The sequence below is a fragment of the Klebsiella sp. K-Nf6 genome, assembly GCF_002806655.1.
Classification (GTDB): Bacteria; Pseudomonadota; Gammaproteobacteria; order Enterobacterales; family Enterobacteriaceae; genus Klebsiella; species Klebsiella variicola.
On record NZ_PIBN01000012.1, the window covers coordinates 17427 to 42177 of the forward strand.

A 24751-nucleotide genomic window follows, 5' to 3' on the forward strand; every position below is an offset into this window, starting at 1 on the left:
TACCAAGAGGCCGGGCTTCGTACCGGATAGATATTTACTAAAAACCGACAGTCGTTGTCGCTGAGGAATAGAAAGAAATGGGGCAATTTTTTGCTTACGCGCTGGCGTTCACCGTAAAAGGGGATAACTATGTCGCATAACGCTACTCCAAATACCTCTCGCGTGGAATTACGTAAAACACTTACGTTAGTTCCGGTTGTAATGATGGGCCTGGCCTATATGCAGCCGATGACGCTGTTCGATACGTTTGGTATCGTCTCTGGTATGACCGACGGTCACGTGCCGACGGCCTACGCCTTTGCGTTAATCGCTATCCTGTTTACTGCCCTGAGCTATGGCAAGCTGGTACGTCGTTACCCTTCTGCCGGCTCGGCGTATACCTATGCCCAGAAATCCATCAGCCCGACCGTTGGCTTTATGGTGGGGTGGTCCTCGCTGCTCGACTACCTGTTCGCGCCGATGATCAACATTCTGCTGGCGAAAATCTATTTTGAAGCGCTCATTCCTTCGATACCCTCGTGGGTGTTTGTTATCGCGCTGGTCGCCTTTATGACCGCCTTTAACCTGCGCAGTATTAAATCCGTCGCCAACTTCAACACCGTGATTGTGGTGCTGCAGGTGGTGCTGATTGCCGTCATTCTCGGCATGGTGATTTATGGCGTGTTTGAAGGCGAAGGCGCCGGTACGCTGGCCAGCAGCCGTCCGTTCTGGTCCGGTGACGCGCACGTGATCCCGATGATTACCGGGGCGACGATCCTGTGCTTCTCGTTTACCGGCTTCGACGGCATCAGCAACCTGTCTGAAGAGACCAAAGATGCAGAGCGCGTCATCCCGCGCGCGATTTTCCTGACCGCGCTGATCGGCGGCCTGATCTTCATCTTTGCCACCTACTTCCTGCAGCTGTACTTCCCGGACATCTCTCGCTTTAAAGATCCGGATGCGTCACAGCCGGAAATTATGCTCTACGTAGCAGGCAAAGCCTTCCAGGTTGGCGCGCTGATCTTCTCCACCATCACCGTGCTGGCTTCCGGTATGGCGGCGCACGCTGGCGTGGCGCGTCTGATGTACGTGATGGGCCGCGACGGCGTATTCCCGAAAAGCTTCTTCGGCTACGTCCACCCGACCTGGCGCACCCCGGCGATGAACATCATCCTGGTCGGCGCTATTGCGCTGCTGGCGATTAACTTCGACCTGGTAATGGCGACGGCGCTGATTAACTTTGGTGCGCTGGTGGCGTTTACCTTCGTTAACCTGTCGGTGATTTCGCAATTCTGGATCCGTGAGAAACGCAACAAGACGCTGAAAGACCACTTCCAGTATCTGTTCCTGCCGATGTGCGGCGCCCTGACCGTTGGCGCGCTGTGGGTCAACCTGGAAGAGAGCTCGATGATTCTGGGCCTGATCTGGGCCGGTATCGGTCTGGTCTATCTGGCCTGCGTGACCAAAAGCTTCCGCAACCCGGTGCCGCAGTACGAAGATGTGGCCTAAGGCATAGCGTGATGTAAATGAGAAAAGCCGGAGGGAAACCTCCGGCTTTTTTTTCGTTTGGCCCGGTGCGATATCTTTTGCCCGGCGGCGCTGCGCTTGCGCGGGCCTACGGTGATGGTTAACCTTCTGAAATTTAATGGTTATGTAGACCGGGTCAGGCGCAGCCGCCACCCGGCAATATGTTGGGCACGGAAACGACGACCGGACGGTTCCCTCTCCCTCCGGGGAGGGTTAGGGTGAGGGGAAGCACCATCGTGCGATCCTTTATGTTATTAGTGGCTTCAGCGCACATTGCGCTCCCGGTTAGTTTTCTGCGTTATGTCTCTCATGGCGCAGGGAGCGCACAGGGGGCGGCCAGTCGCCGCCGCCCCCTGTACCCCCGGGCTCCGGCCAGCAAAATCGCCGCTGCGCGGTCCCTTCGACTTATCCCTGCAGGCTTCGGGTCGGGCCGAGGCAGCGTCCCTGCAAAACACGGCCCTCAGCCCGCATCCATGCGGGCTGCCCCGGCCTGCCGGGAACGTCTCAGCGATTTTGAGGCCGCCGGCACCGGCAGTTTCAGCAAGAAAAGTGAATAAATTAACGACAGGTCGTACGAACGTAGGCCGGGTCAGGCGCGAGCCGCCACCCGGCACAAAATCGGCTCCGTGCCCGCTGTCCTTGCCCGGCGGCGCTGCGCTTGCGCGGGCCTACAGACAGTCAGAGCCGGATGCGTTGGCCGGGTAAGGCGCCAGCCGCCACCCGGCATCACAAGCACCGACTCAGAAGCGCGTCACAAACGGCGCGGTATCCGGCAGGGCAATGGTGGTTGAGGCTTTTAGCTGCGGCGTCCCCAGATAGAGGAAGCCGACAATTTTATCCTGCTCGCGGCACGCGAAGCCGGCCCGCACCACCGGGCTCTCGGTCAATGCTCCGCTGCGCCAGATGCCATTGAATCCCTGGGCCAGGGCCGCCATCTGCATCGCCATCACCGCACAGCCAGCGGACATCTCCTGCTCCCAGCGCGGCACCTTCGGGTGGTCTTCACAGCGCGCGACTACGGTAATGATCAGCGGCGCGCGGAACGGCGCATTGCGGGCTTTCTCTATTCCCTTCTCATCCTGGCCGGCCTCTGTGGCCCCTTTTTCCAGCAGCTGGCTGAAGCGCTCGCGGCCGTCATCGGCGATAATAAAAAAGCGCCACGGCTGCAGGGTGCCATGATCCGGGGCGCGCAGCCCGGCGCGCAGAATGTTTTCCAGCTGTTCGCCAGCCGGGGCAGGTTCCGCCAGGCGAGAAGCGCTCCGGCGATTAAGCAGTAGATCGAGAGCATCCATCTGTATAACTCCTGTGATGTCATTTTTCATAAAATTAACATGCACAAGGATTTTGTTACAGCGTGGTCGGTGATTCCTGCTGACAACCGACGGCTCACTCTTTAGGATAGCCAGACGCGGCGGCCCCTGCGGCCTGCCCTTTTTAGATAACGTTAGGGAGAAGACATGCGAACCCTTTGGCGACTGATTGCCAGCTTTTTTAAATGGACGTGGCGGATACTCAACTTTATTCGCAAACTGGCTCTGAATGCGATCTTCCTGGTGCTGGTGCTGGTGTGTATCGGTATCTGGAGCCAGTTCAGCACCACTACCAGCGAACATGCCGCGCGCGGCGCGCTGTTGCTGGATATTACCGGCGTGGTGGTGGATAAACCTTCCGCCAGCAGCAAGCTCGGCGTAATTGGCCGCCAGCTGTTTGGCGCCAGCTCGGACCGTCTGCAGGAGAACTCTCTGTTCGATATCGTGCAGACCATTCGCCAGGCGAAAGATGACCGCAATATCACCGGTATTGTGCTGGATCTGAAAAACTTCGTTGGCGGCGATCAGCCGTCCATGCAGTACATCGGTAAAGCGCTGCGTGAGTTCCGCGACAGCGGCAAACCGGTCTATGCCGTCGGCAGCAGCTACAGCCAGGGCCAGTACTACCTGGCGAGCTTTGCCAACAAAATCTGGCTCTCACCGCAGGGCGAGGTTGACCTTCACGGCTTCGCCACCAATGGGCTGTACTACAAGTCGCTGCTGGATAAGCTGAAAGTCTCCACCCATGTCTTCCGCGTCGGCACCTATAAATCCGCCGTCGAGCCTTTCATTCGCGATGACATGTCCCCTGCCGCCCGCGAAGCGGACAGCCGCTGGATTGGCGAACTGTGGCAGAACTACCTCAACACCATTGCCGCGAACCGCCAGATCACCGCCCAGCAGCTCTTCCCGGGCGCCCAGGGCATTATCGATGGCCTGCGTAAAGTGGGTGGCGATACGGCGAAATATGCGCTGGACAATAAGCTGGTCGATGAGCTGGCGACCTCCACGGAAGTGGAAAAGGCGCTGACCAAACAGTTTGGCTGGAGCAAAACGGATAACAATTACCGGGCGATCAGCTATTACGACTACAACGTGAAGACACCGTCTGACGAAGGTTCCGCCATTGCGGTGATCTTTGCCAACGGCGCCATCATGGACGGCGAGGAGACCCCGGGCAACGTTGGTGGCGACACCACCGCTGCGCAAATTCGCGATGCGCGCCTCGACCCGAAAATTAAGGCCATCGTGTTGCGCGTTAACAGTCCGGGCGGCAGCGTGACCGCCTCAGAAATTATCCGTGAAGAGCTGGCGGCAGCCAAAGCCGCCGGTAAACCGGTAGTGGTCTCGATGGGCGGCATGGCGGCGTCTGGCGGCTACTGGATCTCCACCCCAGCGGATTACATCGTCGCGAACCCGAGCACCCTCACCGGCTCCATCGGCATCTTTGGCGTGATCAACACCGTGGAAAATACCCTCGGGTCGATTGGCGTCCACACCGACGGCGTCGCCACATCGCCGCTGGCGGATGTCTCCAGCACCAAAGCGCTGCCGCCGGAAGTGCAGCAGCTGATGCAGTTGAGCATTGAGAATGGCTATCAGCGCTTTATCACCCTGGTGGCTAACGCCCGTAAGAGCACGCCGGAGAAAATCGACCAGATTGCCCAGGGCCACGTCTGGACCGGGGAAGATGCCAAAGCCAACGGCCTGGTCGACAGCCTCGGCGACTTCGACGATGCGGTGGCTAAAGCCGCCGAGCTGGCGAAGCTGAAAACCTGGCACCTCAACTACTATCAGGAAGAGCCGACCTTCTTCTCGATGGTGCTGGATAGCCTGACCGGCTCGGTACGCGCCTCGCTGCCGGCGGCCATTCAGGCCTGGCTGCCTGCGCCGGTCGCCGCGGCGGCCGAGACGGTGAAAGCGGAGAGCGACAAGCTGGCGGCGTTTAACGACCCGCAGAACCGCTATGCCTTCTGCCTGACCTGCGCCAACATCCGTTAATACGCAGCGGCTGCCCCGTCTCCCGGGGCAGCCTTTTTCCCGCACCTGCCAGCGCCGCCACAAAGCGAGCGGCCAACACTGTATTTTTTCCTGCGTCTCTTTATACTGCGCCTGTCTACGACCAACCTAAGCGATGCTATGCAAAAAAAATCGATTTACGTTGCCTACACCGGTGGGACCATCGGTATGCAGCGCTCTGAACACGGCTATGTACCCGTTTCCGGCCATCTGCAGCGTCAGCTGGCGCTGATGCCTGAGTTCCATCGTCCGGAGATGCCGGACTTCACGATCCATGAATACCATCCGCTGATGGATTCATCCGATATGACCCCTGAGGACTGGCAGCACATCGCCGACGATATCCGCAGCCATTACGATGAGTATGATGGCTTTGTGATCCTCCATGGTACCGACACCATGGCGTTTACCGCTTCGGCGCTGTCGTTCATGCTGGAAAACCTTGGCAAGCCGGTCATTGTGACAGGGTCACAAATCCCGCTGGCCGAGCTGCGTTCTGATGGTCAGATTAACCTGCTCAACGCCCTCTACGTCGCCGCCAACTATCCGATTAACGAAGTGGCGCTGTTCTTCAACAATCGACTGTTTCGCGGCAACCGCACCACTAAAGCCCATGCCGACGGCTTCGACGCTTTCGCCTCGCCAAACCTCGCGCCGCTGCTGGAAGCCGGGATCCATATTCGCCGTCTCGGTACCCCGCCGGCGCCGCAGGGCAGCGGGGAGCTTATCGTGCACCCCATCACCCCGCAGCCGATTGGAGTGGTGACGATTTACCCCGGCATCTCCGCCGACGTGGTGCGCAATTTCCTGCGCCAGCCGGTGAAAGCGCTGATCCTCCGCTCCTATGGCGTCGGCAATGCCCCACAGAATGGCGAGTTTATTCAGGTGCTGGCGGAAGCCAGCCAGCGCGGTATTGTGGTGGTCAATCTGACGCAGTGCATGTCCGGGAAAGTGAACATGGGCGGCTATGCTACCGGCAACGCCCTCGCCCAGGCGGGGGTCATCAGTGGTTTCGATATGACGGTGGAAGCGACGCTGACCAAGCTACACTATCTGCTTAGCCAGCAGCTGGATGTTGACGCCATTCGCGCGGCGATGCAGCAAAATCTGCGTGGCGAACTCACCCCCGACGAGGCTTAAGGAGGACGTATGGCACATCGAGCGCTGTTACTGGTTGATTTGCAAAACGACTTTTGCGCCGGCGGCGCGCTGGCGGTTCCTGAAGGCGACAGTACCGTCGAGGTGGCTAATGCGCTTATCGACTGGAGCCTGGCGCGCGGCGAGCCCATCGTCGCCAGCCAGGACTGGCACCCGGCGGATCATGGCAGCTTTGCCAGCCAGCACCAGGTGGCCCCCTACACCCAGGGCGAACTCGACGGCCTGGCGCAGACCTTCTGGCCGGATCACTGCGTGCAGCACAGCGAAGGCGCGGCGCTGCATCCGCTGCTCAAACAGCAGGCGATCAACGCCGTGTTCCACAAAGGGCAAAACCGGGTCATTGACAGCTACAGCGCTTTTTTTGACAACGGTCACCGGCAGAAAACTGAACTGGACGGCTGGCTGCGCGGCCAGGGTATCGTGGAACTGACCGTGCTCGGCCTCGCCACCGATTACTGCGTCAAATTCACCGTGCTGGATGCCCTGGCGCTGGGCTATACGGTCAATGTCATCATCGACGGTTGTCGCGGCGTTAACCTGCAGCCGCAGGACAGCAGCCAGGCGTTTATGGAGATGGCCGCCGCGGGCGCCACGCTGTATACCCTCGATGACTGGCGGGAAACCCACGCGTAATCTGTGCCGACAGGCATTCTCCCTGTCGGCGCTTTTCTCAGGCCAGCGTTGAAATCTCCTCCAGCGAAATCTTGCGCGTTTCGATGCCAAAGCAGAACAGGATTAGCGCGCAGAACACCAGCATTACCCCGAGCACCATAAAAACCGTAATCGCCCCGTAGCGGGTCAACAGGACCGCGACACCGTAGGGGGTAAAGACGGCGACAATCCGCCCTACCGCGTTGACAAAGCCTGAACCGCGCAACCGGAGATGCGTTGGCCACAACTCAGGCACGTACACCGCCGAGGCAAAGCAGACGTACATGTACAGGAAAAAAATCATCACCAGGCCATAGCTTAAGATGGCCCACTCTGCGGTTTGAATCGAATAGAAGTAGCCGAGAACCGCAATAATAATCAGCAACGATGAGCCAAACAATCGCCGCGGAAAACGGTCGATAATCAGCGCGGCAATAAATATACCCACCGGCGCGCCAATCATAATAATCGCGGTCATCAAGATTGACTTTGTCACGTCGATCCCCGAATTAACAAAAATTGTCGGGATCCACACCGTAATGGTATAGAGCGAAATGTTCATCGCGATGAGCACCGTAATTGCCACCAGCGTTCGCCGCAGCATGTGGCCTTTAAACAACAACCAGAAAGAGCCGCTTTCCACCCCCACCTCCGCCCTATGTTCCGCGCTTTGCCAGGCCGGTAAGATGATGTTTTTCTCTTTCTCGATTTGCGACTCTACCTGCTGGAGATGCTTCTCAGCCGCGCTTCGCTGCCCTTTACCCGCCAGCCAGCGCGGAGACTCAATAAAATATCTTCCTGACAGATACCAGGCAAGCAGCATAGCCGCGCCGCCGAGCAGAAACATTATCCGCCAGCTTAAAAAAGCAATCACCACTATGCCAATTGCCGCCGATAGCATGGGCGACCAGTTACCGACAAAAGAGAGCCGGGCGGACCATTTTCCGCGCACTGCGGGTGGAATAAACTCGGTAAATGAAGCATAACCTATCATTATTAACGCCCCCATTCCGCAGCCCATCAGACAGCGGCAAAAGATAAGCCAGTACATGTTGGGCACAAAGGTTGCCGCACAGGCCGAAATCCCGACGATCAGCAAATTCAGGCGAAATGCCTTACGTCGCCCGAGATAATCGCCTATAAAACCGCCTGTTAGCGAACCTATAAAATAGCCAAACATCAGCGCTGAGGTAAATGCCGCATTGAGGTAATTATTTGACCAGCCGTTGCTGACTAACTTTGCCAGCACCACGTTGCCAGAATAGCTGAGAAAACCGGTGATTAATAAACTAAAACTGATGATGCCAAAAATACGAAAATGAAATCGCGATAAAGGTAAGCGGTCTAATCTTGCGCCGATAGGGTCACATTGTTCCATCTGGATGCCTCAATTTCAGCTAAAATATAAAACATGGCGACCGCGGCAGAGTAAATTTTGCCGCGCCATCCATCATCATTAAATTTTATGGCATTACCCAGGTGCAAACTAAAATAATATTAATCTGAATAGCAATAAAGTTAATAAACAAGTTGTATATTATTCTCTTTACAAAATGCTATCCATTCCGCACCTGGCGCCTTATTGGTTATAAGGTAATTAATATGGCTAAAATCCACCAACTGGACAAAAGCTTTACGATCGAACTTAGAGTGATCGACCAACAGTGCCACTTCCGTCGCCTGGCGAATCATCGTTTTCTTGATTTCTGCTTCTGCTTCGTTTGAGTCAAGCGCTCCGTTCTTCATATCCAGCCCTTTACAGCTCATTACCATAATATCAACGTGATAACGACTGATAATTTCCTTAGTAATTCTTCCCTGCAGCGACAGCGTATTTTTATTCAGCTCACCGCCGGTAGATACAACGTTAATTTCCGACTGCGCCAGTTCGTGAAAAGCTTCCGCCGAGTTGGTTAACAGAGTGAGATCGTTTCTTTCCTTCAGCAGTTTTAATAACTCCATCGCCGTACTGCTGGAATCAGCAGCCATAGTGGTTTTATTCTTAATAAATGGTAATGCATTACGGGCAATGGTCTGCTTCTCTTCAAAGAAAGACTTTGCGCGTTTATAAAAATGAATGTTATCGGATAATGCGGTGGTGTTTAATACCGCACCGCCATACGTACGGGTCAGAAAACCCTCATCTTCGAGCTTTTCAAGATCGCGGCGAATAGTTTCCTCCGTGACCTGAAAAATTGAGCTTAAATGAGAAACCACCACTTTCTTATCATTAGCCACCATTTGCTTGATGGCCTGAATCCTGTCTTTTGCCGCCACGATAACACCTCTGTTTCCTGCAACGTAATAATAAGACCGTAGTATCTCACAGGCTATGTTTATTTTCAAAAGAACCTGTCTGAATCACAGATTTTAATACTCCATTACACAGAAACAGAGGCCAGGCCGTTCTCCCGTTACTTCGTATCCAGCGCTACTGCCATTTCACGCATTAATAGTGAATCCTCATCAGTCAAGGCGATAGTTAATGCATCAATATTCTCGCGAACTTGCTCTGGTGACGTTGCGCCACTCAGCAAGGTGATTAAGTCGCTCTGCTTTAAAATCCACGCCAGCGCCAGCGCGGGGATCGTGCAGTGGTATTTTGCACACAGCGGCCGCCATTGCTCGAGCATATCAATCACCCGCAGCATATTTTCCCGCTGGAACCAGACTTTGTTAGCCCGCGCGCCGCCGGGAACATAATCCCGGCCGATAGTGCCAGTCAACAGCCCCTGCTCAAGCGGTGAATAGACCTGCACAATGATGCCATTCTGCTGGCATAACGGCAGCAGTTCACCTTCCAGCGCCCGGTCAAGGATGCTGTACTTGGCCTGGATGATATCCAGCTCACCGTGTTTGAGATACTCCCTGATATGCCCGGCATCGACGTTCGCCGCACCGATAGAACGAATTTTCCCCTCTTTTTTCAGTGCGTTCAGCGTGTCTACGGTTTCCGCAATCGGCGTAAAGCAGGGCTCTACGGACTGCCAGTGGGTCATATAGATATCAATGGTGTCGATACCCAGCCTTTGCAGGCTGGCTTCCACCTCTTCGCGAATCGACTCAGGCTTGAGATTTTTGTACAGCTGACGATCGCCAACTTTGTTAAACAGGCTGCCCGTCCGCTCCCAGACGATGCCACATTTGGTTTCGACAACGATATCGTTACGCGGCAGCTTTTTCAGCGCCTGCCCGACAATCATTTCACTGTTGCCAAAGTTGTATCCCGGCGCGGTATCAATCAGATTAATGCCGCAGCGATGCGCCTCGACAATGGTATCGATGCAAACCTGCAAATCGAGATCGCCGTTCCATGCCGGACCGCCGCCAATAGCCCATGTCCCTAATCCCATGCGGGAAAGTTTAATATCCGTACTGCCTAAAGGAATCATTTTCATCTGCCGCTATTACCCTTCGTATTCGTCGAGAAGTTGTTCAACCAGCTTTCTGTTTTTCACGCCCGTTGTGGCGCCCACGCTCAGTACCGATATTGCGGCCGTTGCGTTAGCAAACAGCGCGCACTCGCGCAGCGGCTTGCCTTCAAGCAGCGCGGAGATAAATCCCGAGGCAAAATTATCCCCCGCGCCGATGGTGTCGATGGCGGTAATTCCCGACACCGCAGGGACCTCCATTTTCATATCGGCACGCTTGATAAAGCAGCCTCTCTTGCCGGTCTTGATCACTACCGTTTTCACGCCGCAGCCGAGGAAGCTGTCGGCAATTTCATCCAGCGTCTCTTTCCCGGTGAGAAGTCTCGCCTCTTCAAAGTTGGGAAACAGATAATCCACGTAGCTCAGCGCATGGCGAATATCTTCCAGCGTTTCGTTAAGGCGGGGCTTAATCATATCGGCGCAAATAATTAACCGATGCGCTTTCGCCTGCGTAAAAATCTCCGTTAACGCTTTGCCATCGAGCAGCGGGCTATTAAAAATACTCGCCAGCGACAGTACCTTTGCCTGCGAGAAGCGGTCTAAATCAACATCGTTAATATTTAGTTTCCACAGGCTGCCGTTGCGATTGGTGACAAAAGTGCGTTCACCATCGGCGGTGACTAAACCCACATTAATGGAAGTATCAATATCGGCATCCTGCTTCAGGCTCTGAATATCAATATTCTCCCGCCGACAGTGTTCGACAATAAAATTTCCTGGCGCGTCATCGCCCACTCGGCTAATTAACGCCGTGCGATGACCGAGACGAGAAATAATTGTCGCTTCATTAATCGCATCCCCTCCCGTGGTCATGGCAATGCGTTCTAATGGGTAAGAGTCAACATCAAAGATATTTTTACTCACTGGTTGAAGGGGAATATCAACAATAGCTGCCCCGATACAAATAACCTCGATATTCTCCATATTGTCATTCCGCTTTACCGTCAGAGCCAAACAGTTTGATTTTCTCCAGAGCGCGCGCTTTAACCGCTTTGCGGACCTCGCGCTCAACGTGCAGGAAAGGCTGATTCTGATTCTCCTGCACCGCCGCCATTGCCGCCTGACACAGTTCGGTATGGATATTGATTTTCGAAATGCCTAATGAAATAGCTTTTTTGATATCCGCATCGCTAATACCGGACGCGCCGTGCAGCACCAGCGGAACGGATACCGCCTCGCGTACGCGTTTAACCACCTCAAAATTTAGTTTGGGTTCTGAGGTATAAACCCCATGCTGGTTACCAATTGCCACCGCCAAAGAATCGCAGCCAGTACGTTCGACGAACTCCGCCGCCTGGCTCGGGTCGGTATAGTGGTAGCCCGCCAACGCTTCTTCATAAACCGTTTCATTCCCCACGTGGCCTAACTCCGCTTCAACCGGAATACCCAACGGATGGAAGAAGTCTACCGCTTCTTTGGTCAGGCGAATATTTTCTTCGAAATCAAAGGCGGAGGCATCGCGCATCAGCGAATTCATACCATGGACCCAGGCGTTGTGGATAATCTCCATGCTACGCCCGTGATCCCAATGGGTAATAACCGGTATAGAGGCTTTTTTAGCCATCGATACCATCATATGCGAAAAATCTTCAAACGAGGTATTACCCACAAAACCGGTACCGAAAGAGATAATTACCGGCGATTTAGACTCTTCTGCCGCATCAATGACCCCCATTAACATTTCCGCATTCCACACGTTAAAGTGGGCAATCGCGTAATGTTTATTCTGGGCATCGTTTTCCCAATATTTAATATCTGCCAGCATGGTCGTTTCTCCCTTTTCAATACATTAATGGTTAACTTTAATAACGCCTTTGATAATTTCGCGTTTGTTGTTAACGGACTCGTCAAACGCGCGCTGAACATCTTCATAATCATAAATATGCGTCACCATCGACCTGACATCGAAACGCCCGGAGGAAATGGCTTCAATGGTGACCGGATAGCGGTTGGCATAGCGGAAAACGGTCTGAATTGAGACTTCACGGTTAATTTTGAGAAAATTAATCGCCGAGTCTCCGGGAACCGTACCAACAATCATGATTTTCCCGCCGCGCATCACCAGATACGGAGCCTGCTTCACGGTGATCGCCGAGCCGGCCGTTTCAAAAACAATGTCTGCCCCGATATCGCCGGAGAACTGCTGACAGCGGGCGACGGTGTCCTCTTTCGCACCGTTGATGACGGTCGTCGCCCCAAGCTTCCCGGCCATGGCCAGACGCTTTTCCAGAACATCGACAACGGCGATGTCGGTTGCCCCTAAACACTTACAGGCTTGCAGAGTCATTAAACCAATACAGCCGGCCCCCAGAATGACGATTTTCTTGCCCGGCTTCACGTCAGCCAGCATTGCGGCATGCATCCCTACCGCCGCAGGCTCTACCAGCGCACCTTCCATGGTGCCCATGTTATCGGGCAGCTTGTAAGTGAAGCTTTCCGGATGGCACAGATAGTGGGTTAGCGCGCCGCGATAGTTAGGCTGCGTGGCCATAAAGTCGACATCAGGGCAGATGTTGTATTTCCCCTCCAGACAGTAGCGGCAATGGCCGCACGGTACGCCGGGTTCAATGTTCACCCGGTCGCCCGGTTTAAATTTACTGACGCGACTTCCCACCGCCACCACCGTACCGGCACATTCATGCCCGAGACCAATTTCCTGGTTTGGATCTTTCGGCGGAATAAAAGGGCCCGATTCAAACCCGTGAACATCTGAACCGCAAATACCAACGTATTCAATTTTGATCAGCACTTCATGCTCTTTGGGTACCGGGATATCGGCGGCAATAATTTTCATCGTACCCGGGTTTTTTAATATCGCTTTTGAGTTTTTCATTTTATTTCCCGTCAATATTATTTGCTGGTAACTGCATCAATACCGAGACTTTCGACAGAGACACCTTTAGTTTCAATTCCGATCGTAGCAATGGCGACAGCGACAATAATGGAGACTGCCCCCAGCAGGACAAACACCCCTGTCACCCCATAACCGTTAAGCAATACCGCGACCGCATAAGGCGCGGCGATACCGCTGATACGCCCTACCGCATTTGCCAGACCAGAACCACGAAGTTTCGCTTCTGTCGGCCATATTTCCGGAACATAGACTGCCGAGGCGTAGCAAACGTACATATACACAAACGTAATCAGAAAGAAGCCAATTAACGTAATTAATAGCATGCTGGTTTGCAGAGAATAGATATATCCCAGCCCTGCAATTAATACCAACAGCCCCACCCCCATAGTTTTTCTGGGTATTTTATCCATGACCAGCATGGCGATAAAAATCCCAAACGGCGCGCCAAACATACTCATCGTGTTTAAGACAATCGAGTCTTTAAGATTAATGCCCTGGGTCATAAATATCGTCGGCAGCCAGTTAATTAAGGTGTACTGGACAACGTTCATGGCGATCAGGACAAAGGAACCTAAAATAACGCGTTTCAGCAACACACCTGTTAATAAGGCCGAATAAGGAACTGCGCGCGGGGCTTTGCCGTCATCTTCAATTACCACAGGCGGTAGCGGCTTGCCGGTCTGCAGAACAACCCCTTCTTCAATGGCACGCATCACCTTTTCAGCTTCGGCGTAGCGCCCGCGGGACTCAAGCCAACGAGGCGACTCCGGGAAACGACGCCAGGCAATAATAGTCGCCATTAGCGACAGTACGGCCGGGATCAATAACTGTACTCGCCAGTTCCATTCTGCGCTGATTAACGGCGTCAATCCCATCGCGATGAGCGAACAGAGCGGATAAGACCAGTTGCCGATAAACGAGACCCGGCTTGACCAGGTGCCGCGATTCCTGCCAGGCATATATTCGGTGAACCCGGCAAACAGGGTCACCAGCAGCGCCCCTAATCCAACCCCCATGACAAAACGGCAGGCGATCAGGAAGGTCATATTCGGTGAAAACGCCCCAACGACCATGGCAATAATATGAATCGCTTCATACAGAATAAATGCGTTTTTACGCCCGATTTTATCGCCAATGATCCCACCACCGAGCGCGCCGAGAAACATTCCCGCAGTCGTAATGGCGGAAAACGTAGCGGTAGTGGAATTATCGGTCCAGCCAAGTTCTTTTAACTGCGCGAGAATTAATCCGCCTACGGCATTACTCCAGCAGACCAGTAATCCGAAGGCGACTATGGCAAACATTGACGAATGCCAGCGACAATCTGGCAGTCGATCCAGCCTCGCGCCACAATGCGGTTTTGCTATATGTTCCATCCGGGAACCTTCCTTTAATAAATGGGCTTATTCATCAAAGTCGTAGGTCATGATGACCTTAATCGCGGTTTTATCGACCATAGCGTCAAACCCTTCGCGCCATTGCGACAGGCCGATACGGTGAGTGATCATCGGTTTGACTTTGATCGCGCCGCTGGCCAGCAAGCGGATAGCATTACGCCAGGAGGTGGAGTCGTAGGCCATATGACCAATGATGCTTTTGTTCCACGCGGTAATGTCGTTGATGGAGAAATCAAGAGGTTTGAAACCCATGCCCACGCGAACCACTTCCCCGTTGGGGCGCAGCATTTCGATAGATTGTTTGAGGGCAATATTAGCGCCGGAGCATTCGATAACCAGGCCCAGGTTGTCTTTACCGCAGATTTCCTGGCAACGCGTGACCACATCTTCGGTCGAACCGTTGACGACCGCTGTCGCCCCCAGCTCTTTGGCAATAGGGAAGCGTACCGCGACATCCTCTTCCAGTCCGACCATGACGATGTTCACGGCCCCCATGATGCGCGCCATTTGCACGGAAAAGAGCCCTAATGGACCGGTACCGAAAACCACGACGTCCTGGCCAGGTAGAAATTTGGATTGTTGAGCAATAGATTTGTAAGCGTTACAGATAGGATCCAGCACCGCGGCTTCTTCATAATCAACGCCCTGCGGGATCTCCCACAGTGCATGGCGGTGAATTTTGAGAATCTCACCTGGCACCAGGCAATATTTCGAAAATCCGCCCCCCCAGGTGTTGTTATCAAGTCCTAAATTAACTTTTTCTGTACAACACAGAAAATCACCTTGTTCACAGGCCGGACATACACCGCACACGTGCCCACTGTTGTCAGAAACCACCCGCTGACCGACTTTCCAGTCCTTGACTTTGTCGCCGATGCGGACAATTTGTCCGGCAAATTCATGGCCGCGGATGGAGTTAAATTGATCCGAACCGCTATCAACATTGTAATGCTTCATGTCAGCGCCGCAGATAGCCGCCGCTTTGATTTCAATCACGATGTCATCCGGGCCGCAAATCGGCTCCGGTACATCAATCATCTTATAGCCGCCAAAGGCCTTACCAAATCTTGCCAGTGCTTTCATTGCGTCTTCCTTTGTTGATTTGTGGTTTTGCTTCAATGGTCGTCATACTTAACCACGCAATCTTCAAGGTCAACATTAAATCTTTAAAACGCAGATATAGATCTGCATTTCACAACTCAGATCACAAATACAGCAAATTTCATTATGAGAAAATGAAGGAATGACAATGACTGACCACTAAAGGATGCCTTCTGCCGCCTCGCTATCGTCCATAAATTGAACTCTCTCGCAGTTTCAACAGGTTATTGCTGGTAGTCTGGCAAGGCTGTTTTTTCGCCACGCCATTTCCGTGGCGTGGTTATTTTTATATGTCAAAGAGGAACCACCATGAAACGTTTGCCCTTGCTGGCAGCCTTGCCCCTGCTTTGCGCTTCTGCGCTCTCTGCCCAACCCCTGATGTCCGTCGGCTATTTCAACGGCGGCGGCGACGTCACTGCCGGGCCGGGCGGCGATATCGATAAGCTGGACGTCCGGCAGATCACCCATCTCAACTACTCGTTTGGTCTTATCTATAACGATGAAAAAGACGAGACCAATGCGGCCCTGAAGGATCCTGCTCATCTGCACGAGATCTGGCTGTCGCCGAAGGTGCAGGCGGATCTGCAAAAGCTCCCGGCCCTGCGTAAACAGAACCCGGACCTCAAGGTCCTGCTGTCGGTCGGCGGCTGGGGGGCGCGCGGATTCTCCGGCGCGGCGGCAAGCAAAGAAACCCGGAAGGTGTTTATTCAGTCTGCGCAGGAAATAGTTGAAAAATATGGTCTGGATGGGATTGACCTCGACTGGGAGTTTCCGGTCAACGGCGCCTGGGGGCTGGTTGCCAGTCAACCGGCCGATCGCGATAACTTTACCGCGCTGTTAAAAGAGCTGCGCGCAGCGTTTGGTACGAAGAAACTGGTGACTATTGCCGTGGGGGCTAACGCAGAAAGCCCGAAAAGCTGGGTGGACGTTAAAGCGATTGCGCCATCGCTCGACTACATCAACCTGATGACCTACGACATGGCCTACGGCACGCAGTACTTCAACTCGAACCTGTATGACTCCCGCCACTGGCCGACGGTCGCCGCGGCTGATAAATACAGCGCCGATTTTGTGGTCAACAATTACCTGGCCGCCGGGCTTAAACCCAGCCAGATGAACCTCGGGATTGGTTTTTATGGCCGGGTACCGAAACGGGCTGTCGAGCCGGGGATTGACTGGACGAAAGCGGATGCGCAAAACAATCCGGTCACCCAACCCTATTTTGGGCCACAACAGATCGCGCTGTTTGCCTCGCTGGGCTATGACCTGAGCAAAGACACCTACGTGAAATACAACGATATCGTGAGCAAACTGCTCAACGATCCGCAGAAGCGTTTTACCGAGCACTGGGACGATGAAGCGAAGGTTCCGTGGCTGTCAGTGCAGTCGGCGGAGGGCAAGCCGCTGTTCGCCCTGTCGTATGAGAACCCGCGCTCGGTGGCCATTAAGGCGGACTATATCAAGGCGAAGGGCCTGGCCGGGGCCATGTTCTGGGAATATGGCGCCGATGACCAGAATCAGCTGGCCCGTCAGCTGGCGGAATCGCTGGGGATCAAACACTAACCGCGACGGTTCCACCCCATCCCCCCCTCGGGCTGCGTGACGCAGGCAACATCGCCTGCAATGCAGGTATATCGCGCCGCCCGGGATAGGTTATGATGCCTGTTATCCGCTGCGCCACGCGCTGGCGCAGCTTAACCGTTTGACAGGAGGCAGGGGGCCATGGCCTATATCCCCAAAAATTACGCGCGTCTGGAAGTGGGTTACCGCGAAAAGGCGCTCAAGCTTTTTCCCTGGGTGTGCGGACGCTGCTCGCGGGAGTTTGTCTATTCAAATCTACGCGAACTGACGGTGCACCACATCGATCACGACCACTCCAATAACCCGGAAGATGGTAGCAACTGGGAGATGTTGTGCCTGTACTGTCACGATCACGAACATTCCAAGTACACCGAAGCCGATCAGTATGGCTCCACGGTGGTGGCGGGCGAAGATGCGCAAAAGAGCGTCGGCGAGGCTACCTACAATCCGTTTGCCGATCTGAAAGCGATGATGAACAAAAAGTAAGCAGACCGGTTCGGCCGCTGCGCGCGGTCGTTCACGCTGACGCCGTCCGGCGCGGGGTGACCCCGACGCCGGAACCACGCGCCGCCGGCTGGCGGTTTATTGCAGCTTAACGGTGGCGATCGGCTTCGGCACGATGCCGAAATCTTCCTTCAGTTGCTGTTTGCTCTTCATCACCATCTGCCCGCGGGTGTCGATGGTCATGTGCTGGGCGTCGGTGTTATACCGGGCCTGCCACAGCATCACCAGCTGCAGGCTATTTTCCTTTTGCTCCGGCGTCAGCGCCACGCCATCCGGCCATTTTCCCAGCTCCACCGCCGTCGCCAGACGCTGGTAAACTTCCGGCGTCATACTGTCGATAATTTGCTCAATATCCATCTTCCGCTCCACTCCGCTTGGAATAATTTGCTGAATCGTTTCTTCAACCCTTAATCTGCTCGCCATTCTGCTCATCAGTGAAGCTCAGCGACGCCGAATTCACACAATAGCGCTCGCCGGTCGGCTGCGGGCCATCCGGAAACACGTGGCCGAGATGGGCATCACAATTTCCGCAACGGATCTCAATGCGCTGCATGCCGTGCGAGTTGTCGGTCAGGTAGCGAATGGCCTCTTCGCTCACCGGTTCGTAGAAGCTCGGCCAGCCGCAACCGGAGTCGTACTTGGTTTGGGAGTTAAACAGCGGCGCATCGCACACCAGGCAGTGATACACGCCATTCTTCTTGTTGTGCAGCAACTGTCCGGTAAAAGGCGGTTCCGTGCCATGATGTTGCGTCACGTAAAACTGCATTTCGCTTAAGCCGTTTTTCAGCTCTTCCGGGGAGGGTTTATTCGCCATGGGCTTATATCTCGCTTTGCAATGGACAACTTTCGCTCCAATTCTAACAAAACATTAACAATGAAGCGTGCACTTTTGTTCTAAACTTATGCGGTGCCAACAGGCAGCCAGATAATTGTGACTTAAATCACGTTTTTATCTTAAATGCCCTTTAAAATTCCGCGCGCAGCCCCCATATGGAATTGGGCTCAAAGGGAGAGTGAGGCAAATCAATCGCGCAAGGTCTGCTCAGGATTGATTTGTCGCAATGATTGACACGATTCCGCTTGACGCTGCGTAAGGTTTTTGTAATTTTACAGGCAACCTTTTATTCACTAACAAATAGCTGGTGGAATATATGACTATCAAAGTAGGTATCAACGGTTTTGGCCGTATCGGTCGCATTGTTTTCCGTGCTGCTCAGAAACGTTCTGACATCGAGATCGTTGCAATCAACGACCTGTTAGACGCAGAGTACATGGCTTACATGCTGAAGTATGACTCCACTCACGGTCGTTTCGACGGTACCGTTGAAGTGAAAGACGGTCATCTGGTCGTTAACGGTAAAAAAATCCGTGTTACCGCTGAACGTGACCCGGCTAACCTGAAGTGGGACGAAGTTGGTGTTGACGTTGTTGCTGAAGCAACCGGTATCTTCCTGACCGACGAAACCGCTCGTAAACACATCACCGCTGGCGCGAAAAAAGTCGTTCTGACTGGCCCGTCCAAAGACAACACTCCGATGTTCGTTCGCGGCGCTAACTTCGAAACTTACGCTGGCCAGGACATCGTTTCCAACGCTTCCTGCACCACCAACTGCCTGGCACCGCTGGCTAAAGTTATCAACGACAACTTCGGTATCGTTGAAGGCCTGATGACCACCGTCCACGCTACCACCGCTACTCAGAAAACCGTTGATGGCCCGTCTCACAAAGACTGGCGCGGCGGCCGCGGCGCAGCTCAGAACATCATCCCGTCCTCTACCGGTGCTGCTAAAGCAGTAGGTAAAGTACTGCCAGAACTGAACGGCAAACTGACCGGTATGGCGTTCCGCGTTCCGACTCCGAACGTATCCGTTGTTGACCTGACCGTTCGTCTGGAAAAAGCAGCGTCCTACGAAGAAATCAAGAAAGCCATCAAAGCCGCTTCTGAAGGCGCAATGAAAGGCGTTCTGGGTTACACCGAAGACGACGTTGTTTCTACCGACTTCAACGGCGAAATTTGCACTTCCGTGTTCGATGCTAAAGCAGGTATCGCACTGAACGACAACTTCGTGAAACTGGTTTCCTGGTACGACAACGAAACTGGCTACTCCAACAAAGTTCTGGACCTGATTGCTCACATCTCCAAATAAGTTGAGATGAAAAAGTAATCTGTAAGAGCGACTTCGGTCGCTCTTTTTTTTGTCTGCAGAGATAGGATTGCACAATGATAAATAAAATTTTTGCTCTCCCGGTGAATGAAACCATTTCTCCCGTGATCTCCCGTCGCCAGCTGGACGACCTGGAGCTGATTGTCATCGACCATCCGCAGGTGAAAGCCTCTGTGGCGCTGCAGGGGGCGCACCTGCTCTCCTGGAAACCCGCCGGTGAAGAAGAAGTCCTGTGGCTGAGCAACAACACCCCGTTTAAACAGGGCGTCGCCCTGCGCGGCGGCGTGCCGATTTGCTGGCCCTGGTTTGGTCCTTCTTCGCAGCAGGGTCTGCCGTCGCACGGCTTTGCCCGCAATCTGCCATGGACCCTGGAAGGTCATGACGAAGACGACAGCGGCGTCATGTTGACCTTTGCGCTCCAGCACAGCGCCGAAACCATGAAGCTCTGGCCGCACGAATTCACCCTCTATGCCCGCTTTAAGCTGGGCAAGACCTGCGAAATCGAGCTGGAAGCCCACGGTGAATTCGAGACCACCTCTGCCCTGCATACCTACTTCAACGTCGGCGATATCGCGGCGGTGAAAGTGAGCGGTCTTGGCGAGCGCTATATCGATAAAGTGAAGAATGCCGAAGAAGGCGTCCTGAGCAATGGCGTGCAGACCTTCCCGGACCGCACCGACCGCGTCTATCTCAACGCCGACAGCTGCAGCGTGATCCATGACGATGCGCTTAATCGCACTATCGACGTCGTGCACCATCATCAGCACAACGTGGTGGCCTGGAACCCGGGCCCGGCGCTGTCCGTCAGCATGGGCGACATGCCGGACGATGGTTACAAAACCTTCGTTTGCGTCGAAACCTGCTGCGTGACCCAGCCGCAGAAAGCCAGCGAAGAGACCCCCTCTCGCCTGGCGCAGACCATCAGCCTGAAAAAACGCTAACAGCAAAAAGCCCCGTTTCAGACGGGGCTTTTTTCTTCGCTGGCTGAGGCGCTGATTAAACCATATCCAGCCGGGCTTTTCGCTGCGGTGGCGGATAGAGGCGATCCAGCTGCGCGAGCTCCTCCGCACTGAGGACGATATCGAGCGCGGCTGCATTCTGCACCACATGCTCAATACTGGCCGCTTTCGGGATCGCCAGCACTCCGGGATGACGAATCACCCAGGCGAGCAGCAGCTGCGCGACTGTCACCCCCCGCGCGTTAGCCATATTAATGATATCGCTATGCTGAAAAAGTCCATCGCGTAAGCGCCCCGCCTGCGCCAGCGGGCAGTAGGCCATCACCGGCAGAGTGTGCTGCTGGCACCAGGGCAAGAGATCGTATTCAATGCCCCGCGATGCGAGATGATAGAGTACCTGGTTAGTCGCGCAGCGTTCGCCACCCGCCGTCCGCCACAGCGCCTGCATATCATCGGTGTCCAGATTAGAGACGCCCCAGCGGCGGATCTTGCCCTCGGCCACCAGCCTCTCCATCGCCTCAACCGTCTCCTGCAGCGGGATATCCCCGCGCCAGTGCAGGAGATACATATCGAGATAGTCGGTCTGCAACCGGCGCAGGCTATCCTCACAGGCGCGACGCATCGCCGTTCCGCCGGCGTGCCAGGGATAGACTTTAGACACCAGCACCACGCGGTCGCGCAGGCCGCGGATCGCCTGCCCTACTACCTCTTCCGCCCCACCGTCGGCGTACATTTCCGCCGTGTCGATCACGGTCAGTCCATGATCGATGCCCGCACGCAGTGCAGCCACTTCCTGCGGACGCTGCGCCGCGTTTTCGCCCATATACCACGTGCCCAGCCCGATGGCCGGAACCGCCGCCTGCTCGCCAAAGCGTACTGTTTTTTTCACCGTCTCCTCCTCTTTAGCTTTCTGCACCACCATAAAGCAAAACAGGGCGTGAAGCCCTGTTTTGATGCATAAAGCGCACTGTAATGATGCACAATCAGAAGGTGTAGGTGATCCCGGTTGAGATCAGGCCGCTCCAGGATTTGTCCACCATCGGGCTGTCGGTAATTTCATCCGACAAGCGGGTGTAGCGCGCAATACCGTATACGCTCCAGTCGCCGAGGAACCGATAGTTAGCCGACAGCTCCAGATACGGGTTCCAGCTGCTGTCCGGATCGTAGCTGCGCATGCCGCTGCGACGGGACTCATGCTGCGAGACACCATAGTAGTATTCGTTCTGATTGTCGCTGTTCCACTCCACGCCAATGCCCGGCGTCAGCGTCAGGTTACCGTTGGTGTAGCGGTACAGCCAGGCGAGATCCCAGTTGATACCATTACTGTTATCCAGCGTATCGCCTGCAATCGTCGTGCGCAGGAAGCCATAGGGCGTGTTGTGGACATAAGACAGACCGGCCATCACGGTCGATTTACGTTTGTCCAGTTGACGCATTTGCGCGCTGTCGCTGTCGCCCGGCTTGAAGTACATCGGCGACCAGTAGGCCGTTATTGACAGCTTATCGTTGGTGTCATTCCACAGGTAGTAGCCCCCGCCCAGACCGTGGAACCAGAAGTTATCGCTCTCATAACTAATGACCGGCACCGGGTAGACATCCGCATCATACTGCTTATACGGATGCTCGACGATGCCTACGCCAGCCCCAAGAGTGAACTTCCCGTCGGCATGCGCCGCGCTGGCGGACGTCGCAATCAGCACGCCGAGTGCCAGAAGTTTGATTTTAGTCACAATCCATATTCCCGTTGTCAAATTATCAGCCCGTGCAGTTTACCGTCGTAGGCCTCATGCCTCAAATTCTTTACCCGACATGACACAAATCGTTCACTTTCCCACCCTTCTCTTACCATGAGGTGACAGCCCGGTGACAGCTTCGCGTCCTGGCGTGTCAAAAAGCGTCATTTTCAGGATGAGTTATTGATATGTCATTGAAATTGATTTTCTGCGGCATGCAAGATTTCTAAATGCATCTACGCTTAAATTTAGAAGGTGTAATTGCAGGGCACATTCACGCTACTCCACCCGCAACCTGGCATAAGGGTTGCTGGATATCTGGAGAGCGACGTTCAGCTTATGTCTTCCGGGGGCCCCCACTACTCATATGAACGGCTCTCAACCTGTGCTAAAAAACGAAAGGACGGCATGCCATGAATATATTCGATCACTATCGCCAGCGCTATGAAGCTGCCAAGGACGAAGAGTTCACACTGCAGGAGTTTCTTACCATCTGCCGGCAAGATCGCAGTGCCTATGCCAATGCGGCAGAACGTCTGTTGATGGCCATTGGTGAACCCGTCATGGTTGATACGGCTCTCGAGCCGCGGCTATCCCGTCTCTTTTCAAACCGGGTCATCGCACGCTATCCGGCCTTTGAAGAGTTTTACGGTATGGAAGACGCCATTGAGCAGATCGTTTCCTATCTCAAGCATGCCGCCCAGGGGCTGGAAGAGAAGAAACAGATCCTCTATCTGCTGGGGCCGGTGGGCGGTGGTAAATCGTCGCTGGCTGAACGGCTGAAAGCGTTGATGCAGCGCGTGCCCATCTATGTGCTGAGCGCCAACGGCGAGCGTAGCCCGGTCAACGATCACCCGCTGTGCCTGTTTAATCCGCAGGAGGATGCCCAGATCCTTCAGAAAGAGTATGGCGTGCCCACCCGCTACCTCGGCACCATCATGTCGCCGTGGGCGGCCAAGCGCCTGCACGAGTTTGGCGGCGATATCACGAAATTCCGCGTGGTCAAAGTCTGGCCATCGATTCTCGAGCAGGTCGCCATCGCCAAAACCGAACCCGGTGATGAAAACAACCAGGATATTTCGGCGCTGGTGGGTAAAGTGGATATCCGTAAACTGGAACACTATGCGCAAAACGACCCGGACGCTTATGGCTACTCCGGTGCGTTGTGCCGTGCCAACCAGGGGATTATGGAATTCGTCGAGATGTTTAAAGCGCCGATTAAGGTGCTACATCCGCTGCTGACCGCCACCCAGGAAGGGAACTACAACGGGACCGAAGGGATCTCTGCCCTGCCGTTTAACGGGATAATCCTCGCCCACTCCAACGAATCGGAATGGGTGACCTTCCGTAATAACAAGAACAATGAGGCCTTCCTCGACCGCGTCTATATCGTCAAGGTGCCTTATTGCCTGCGTATCTCCGAAGAGATCCGCATCTATGAAAAATTGCTCAACAGCAGCGAGCTGACCCACGCGCCGTGCGCCCCGGGCACCCTGGAAACGTTGGCGCGCTTCTCGATTCTGTCGCGCCTGAAAGAGCCGGAAAACTCAAGCATCTACTCGAAAATGCGGGTCTATGATGGCGAAAGCCTGAAAGATACCGACCCGAAAGCGAAATCCTATCAGGAGTATCGCGATTACGCCGGGGTGGATGAAGGGATGAACGGGCTCTCCACCCGTTTTGCCTTTAAGATCCTGTCACGGGTGTTTAACTTCGACCATGTCGAGGTGGCCGCCAACCCGGTGCATCTGTTCTATGTCCTGGAGCAGCAGATTGAGCGCGAACAGTTCCCACAGGAGAACGCCGAGCGCTACCTGGAGTTCCTCAAAGGCTATCTGATCCCGAAATACGCCGAGTTTATCGGCAAAGAGATCCAGACCGCTTACCTGGAATCCTACTCCGAGTACGGGCAGAACATTTTCGATCGCTATGTCACCTACGCCGACTTCTGGATCCAGGATCAGGAGTATCGCGATCCGGACACCGGGCAGCTGTTTGACCGTGAGTCGTTGAATGCGGAGCTGGAGAAAATTGAGAAGCCGGCCGGGATCAGCAACCCGAAAGACTTCCGTAACGAAATCGTCAACTTTGTGCTGCGCGCCAGAGCCAACAACAGCGGACGTAATCCGAACTGGACCAGCTACGAGAAACTGCGCACGGTTATCGAGAAGAAAATGTTCTCTAATACCGAGGAGCTGTTGCCGGTCATTTCGTTTAATGCCAAAACATCAACCGATGAGCAGAAAAAACACGACGACTTTGTCGACCGCATGATGGAAAAAGGCTACACCCGCAAACAGGTTCGCCTGCTCTGCGAGTGGTACCTGCGGGTTCGTAAATCGTCCTGATGCGTCAAGCCCGGCGGCACGCCGCCGGGTCAAC

At 54.4% G+C, this 24751-nt stretch carries 23 protein-coding genes; 10 read left to right on the plus strand and 13 right to left on the minus strand.

From position 1 onward, the window contains the following. Nucleotides 1-77 precede the first annotated feature (77 nt). Together yoeI and plaP are read left to right on the plus strand one after the other, a co-directional pair. Entirely contained in the window at nucleotides 78-140 is a 63-nt protein-coding gene (gene yoeI / locus CWM61_RS30185; protein WP_096335043.1) for a membrane protein YoeI, read from the plus strand. Beyond that, a complete protein-coding gene (gene plaP / locus CWM61_RS18910; RefSeq protein ID WP_061153942.1) occupies nucleotides 130-1488 on the plus strand; it encodes a putrescine/proton symporter PlaP in 1359 nt (452 codons plus the stop codon). The genes yoeI and plaP overlap by 11 nt, the downstream gene beginning before the upstream one ends. Nucleotides 1489-2246: 758 nt before the next feature. On the opposite strand, the gene CWM61_RS18920 is transcribed toward plaP, so the two are convergent. Continuing rightward, nucleotides 2247-2798, minus strand: coding sequence for an NAD(P)H nitroreductase (locus tag CWM61_RS18920; protein ID WP_008807622.1), 552 nt, complete (start codon nucleotides 2796-2798; stop codon nucleotides 2247-2249). A 165-nt stretch (nucleotides 2799-2963) separates the two neighbouring features. On the opposite strand from CWM61_RS18920, the gene sppA reads away from it, so the two are divergent. From sppA to pncA, 3 genes are all read left to right on the plus strand, one after another. Next, the gene (gene sppA, locus CWM61_RS18925) at nucleotides 2964-4817 is read left to right on the plus strand and encodes a signal peptide peptidase SppA (protein ID WP_008807623.1); all 1854 of its coding nucleotides are present in this window, start codon (nucleotides 2964-2966) and stop codon (nucleotides 4815-4817) included. A gap of 138 nt (nucleotides 4818-4955) precedes the next feature. Continuing rightward, on the plus strand, nucleotides 4956-5975 hold the full coding sequence (gene ansA / locus CWM61_RS18930; protein ID WP_061154945.1) for an asparaginase: 1020 nt from the start codon (nucleotides 4956-4958) through the stop codon (nucleotides 5973-5975). 9 nt (nucleotides 5976-5984) lie between these two features. Further along, nucleotides 5985-6626, plus strand: coding sequence for a bifunctional nicotinamidase/pyrazinamidase (gene pncA / locus CWM61_RS18935; RefSeq protein ID WP_082228027.1), 642 nt, complete (start codon nucleotides 5985-5987; stop codon nucleotides 6624-6626). A gap of 37 nt (nucleotides 6627-6663) precedes the next feature. On the opposite strand, the gene CWM61_RS18940 is transcribed toward pncA, so the two are convergent. From CWM61_RS18940 to CWM61_RS18975, 8 genes are all read right to left on the minus strand, one after another. Then, a complete protein-coding gene (locus tag CWM61_RS18940) occupies nucleotides 6664-8022 on the minus strand; it encodes an MFS transporter (RefSeq protein ID WP_100631714.1) in 1359 nt (452 codons plus the stop codon). 140 nt (nucleotides 8023-8162) lie between these two features. After that, entirely contained in the window at nucleotides 8163-8921 is a 759-nt protein-coding gene (locus CWM61_RS18945) for a DeoR/GlpR family DNA-binding transcription regulator (RefSeq protein WP_002901274.1), read from the minus strand. 137 nt (nucleotides 8922-9058) lie between these two features. Then, on the minus strand, nucleotides 9059-10042 hold the full coding sequence (locus tag CWM61_RS18950) for an aldo/keto reductase (protein ID WP_100631715.1): 984 nt from the start codon (nucleotides 10040-10042) through the stop codon (nucleotides 9059-9061). Between the two features lie 9 nt (nucleotides 10043-10051). After that, nucleotides 10052-10999: a sugar kinase gene (locus tag CWM61_RS18955; RefSeq protein ID WP_100631716.1), complete on the minus strand. Its 948-nt coding sequence runs from the start codon at nucleotides 10997-10999 to the stop codon at nucleotides 10052-10054. A 4-nt stretch (nucleotides 11000-11003) separates the two neighbouring features. Next, on the minus strand, nucleotides 11004-11840 hold the full coding sequence (locus CWM61_RS18960) for a ketose-bisphosphate aldolase (RefSeq protein ID WP_100631717.1): 837 nt from the start codon (nucleotides 11838-11840) through the stop codon (nucleotides 11004-11006). Between the two features lie 24 nt (nucleotides 11841-11864). Next, entirely contained in the window at nucleotides 11865-12908 is a 1044-nt protein-coding gene (locus CWM61_RS18965) for an NAD(P)-dependent alcohol dehydrogenase (RefSeq protein ID WP_100631718.1), read from the minus strand. Nucleotides 12909-12925: 17 nt separating this feature from the next. Beyond that, nucleotides 12926-14305: an MFS transporter gene (locus CWM61_RS18970; protein WP_100631719.1), complete on the minus strand. Its 1380-nt coding sequence runs from the start codon at nucleotides 14303-14305 to the stop codon at nucleotides 12926-12928. 27 nt (nucleotides 14306-14332) lie between these two features. Then, on the minus strand, nucleotides 14333-15409 hold the full coding sequence (locus CWM61_RS18975; RefSeq protein ID WP_002901258.1) for a zinc-binding dehydrogenase: 1077 nt from the start codon (nucleotides 15407-15409) through the stop codon (nucleotides 14333-14335). Between the two features lie 327 nt (nucleotides 15410-15736). Here CWM61_RS18975 and CWM61_RS18980 point away from each other — a divergent pair, with 327 nt between their 5' ends. Further along, nucleotides 15737-16990 carry a glycoside hydrolase family 18 protein gene (locus tag CWM61_RS18980; RefSeq protein WP_100631720.1) on the plus strand — a complete coding sequence of 418 codons (1254 nt, stop codon included), beginning with the start codon at nucleotides 15737-15739 and terminating at the stop codon, nucleotides 16988-16990. Nucleotides 16991-17149: 159 nt separating this feature from the next. Then, the gene (gene yajD, locus CWM61_RS18985) at nucleotides 17150-17494 is read left to right on the plus strand and encodes an HNH nuclease YajD (protein WP_002901254.1); all 345 of its coding nucleotides are present in this window, start codon (nucleotides 17150-17152) and stop codon (nucleotides 17492-17494) included. A gap of 96 nt (nucleotides 17495-17590) precedes the next feature. Here yajD and CWM61_RS18990 read toward each other — a convergent pair whose 3' ends face one another. Both CWM61_RS18990 and msrB read right to left on the minus strand, forming a co-directional pair. After that, the gene (locus CWM61_RS18990; RefSeq protein WP_004203787.1) at nucleotides 17591-17869 is read right to left on the minus strand and encodes a YeaC family protein; all 279 of its coding nucleotides are present in this window, start codon (nucleotides 17867-17869) and stop codon (nucleotides 17591-17593) included. Between the two features lie 43 nt (nucleotides 17870-17912). After that, on the minus strand, nucleotides 17913-18326 hold the full coding sequence (msrB, locus tag CWM61_RS18995; RefSeq protein ID WP_061154948.1) for a peptide-methionine (R)-S-oxide reductase MsrB: 414 nt from the start codon (nucleotides 18324-18326) through the stop codon (nucleotides 17913-17915). Between the two features lie 337 nt (nucleotides 18327-18663). Here msrB and gapA point away from each other — a divergent pair, with 337 nt between their 5' ends. Continuing rightward, the gene (gene gapA, locus CWM61_RS19000) at nucleotides 18664-19659 is read left to right on the plus strand and encodes a glyceraldehyde-3-phosphate dehydrogenase (RefSeq protein ID WP_061154949.1); all 996 of its coding nucleotides are present in this window, start codon (nucleotides 18664-18666) and stop codon (nucleotides 19657-19659) included. Nucleotides 19660-19733: 74 nt separating this feature from the next. Next, nucleotides 19734-20618, plus strand: a complete 885-nt coding sequence (locus CWM61_RS19005) for a D-hexose-6-phosphate mutarotase (RefSeq protein WP_074386233.1) — start codon at nucleotides 19734-19736, stop codon at nucleotides 20616-20618. Nucleotides 20619-20673: 55 nt separating this feature from the next. On the opposite strand, the gene CWM61_RS19010 is transcribed toward CWM61_RS19005, so the two are convergent. Next, a complete protein-coding gene (locus CWM61_RS19010; RefSeq protein WP_168432542.1) occupies nucleotides 20674-21525 on the minus strand; it encodes an aldo/keto reductase in 852 nt (283 codons plus the stop codon). A gap of 94 nt (nucleotides 21526-21619) precedes the next feature. After that, on the minus strand, nucleotides 21620-22366 hold the full coding sequence (locus tag CWM61_RS19015; protein ID WP_008807631.1) for a MipA/OmpV family protein: 747 nt from the start codon (nucleotides 22364-22366) through the stop codon (nucleotides 21620-21622). Between the two features lie 416 nt (nucleotides 22367-22782). Here CWM61_RS19015 and yeaG point away from each other — a divergent pair, with 416 nt between their 5' ends. Beyond that, nucleotides 22783-24717 (plus strand): protein kinase YeaG, encoded by a 1935-nt coding sequence (gene yeaG, locus CWM61_RS19020; protein ID WP_008807632.1) that lies wholly within the window; start codon nucleotides 22783-22785, stop codon nucleotides 24715-24717. Nucleotides 24718-24751: the final 34 nt, after the last annotated feature.

Excerpts from the sequence above, each read along its gene's own strand:
- plaP (WP_061153942.1), top strand. The coding sequence starts at position 130 with ATGTCGCATAACGCTACTCCAAATACCTCTCGCGTGGAATTACGTAAA.
- CWM61_RS18920 (WP_008807622.1), bottom strand. The coding sequence starts at position 2,798 with ATGGATGCTCTCGATCTACTGCTTAATCGCCGGAGCGCTTCTCGCCTG.
- sppA (WP_008807623.1), top strand. The coding sequence starts at position 2,964 with ATGCGAACCCTTTGGCGACTGATTGCCAGCTTTTTTAAATGGACGTGG.
- ansA (WP_061154945.1), top strand. The coding sequence starts at position 4,956 with ATGCAAAAAAAATCGATTTACGTTGCCTACACCGGTGGGACCATCGGT.
- pncA (WP_082228027.1), top strand. The coding sequence starts at position 5,985 with ATGGCACATCGAGCGCTGTTACTGGTTGATTTGCAAAACGACTTTTGC.
- CWM61_RS18940 (WP_100631714.1), bottom strand. The coding sequence starts at position 8,022 with ATGGAACAATGTGACCCTATCGGCGCAAGATTAGACCGCTTACCTTTA.
- CWM61_RS18950 (WP_100631715.1), bottom strand. The coding sequence starts at position 10,042 with ATGAAAATGATTCCTTTAGGCAGTACGGATATTAAACTTTCCCGCATG.
- CWM61_RS18955 (WP_100631716.1), bottom strand. The coding sequence starts at position 10,999 with ATGGAGAATATCGAGGTTATTTGTATCGGGGCAGCTATTGTTGATATT.
- CWM61_RS18960 (WP_100631717.1), bottom strand. The coding sequence starts at position 11,840 with ATGCTGGCAGATATTAAATATTGGGAAAACGATGCCCAGAATAAACAT.
- CWM61_RS18965 (WP_100631718.1), bottom strand. The coding sequence starts at position 12,908 with ATGAAAAACTCAAAAGCGATATTAAAAAACCCGGGTACGATGAAAATT.
- CWM61_RS18970 (WP_100631719.1), bottom strand. The coding sequence starts at position 14,305 with ATGGAACATATAGCAAAACCGCATTGTGGCGCGAGGCTGGATCGACTG.
- CWM61_RS18975 (WP_002901258.1), bottom strand. The coding sequence starts at position 15,409 with ATGAAAGCACTGGCAAGATTTGGTAAGGCCTTTGGCGGCTATAAGATG.
- CWM61_RS18980 (WP_100631720.1), top strand. The coding sequence starts at position 15,737 with ATGAAACGTTTGCCCTTGCTGGCAGCCTTGCCCCTGCTTTGCGCTTCT.
- yajD (WP_002901254.1), top strand. The coding sequence starts at position 17,150 with ATGGCCTATATCCCCAAAAATTACGCGCGTCTGGAAGTGGGTTACCGC.
- CWM61_RS18990 (WP_004203787.1), bottom strand. The coding sequence starts at position 17,869 with ATGGATATTGAGCAAATTATCGACAGTATGACGCCGGAAGTTTACCAG.
- msrB (WP_061154948.1), bottom strand. The coding sequence starts at position 18,326 with ATGGCGAATAAACCCTCCCCGGAAGAGCTGAAAAACGGCTTAAGCGAA.
- gapA (WP_061154949.1), top strand. The coding sequence starts at position 18,664 with ATGACTATCAAAGTAGGTATCAACGGTTTTGGCCGTATCGGTCGCATT.
- CWM61_RS19005 (WP_074386233.1), top strand. The coding sequence starts at position 19,734 with ATGATAAATAAAATTTTTGCTCTCCCGGTGAATGAAACCATTTCTCCC.
- yeaG (WP_008807632.1), top strand. The coding sequence starts at position 22,783 with ATGAATATATTCGATCACTATCGCCAGCGCTATGAAGCTGCCAAGGAC.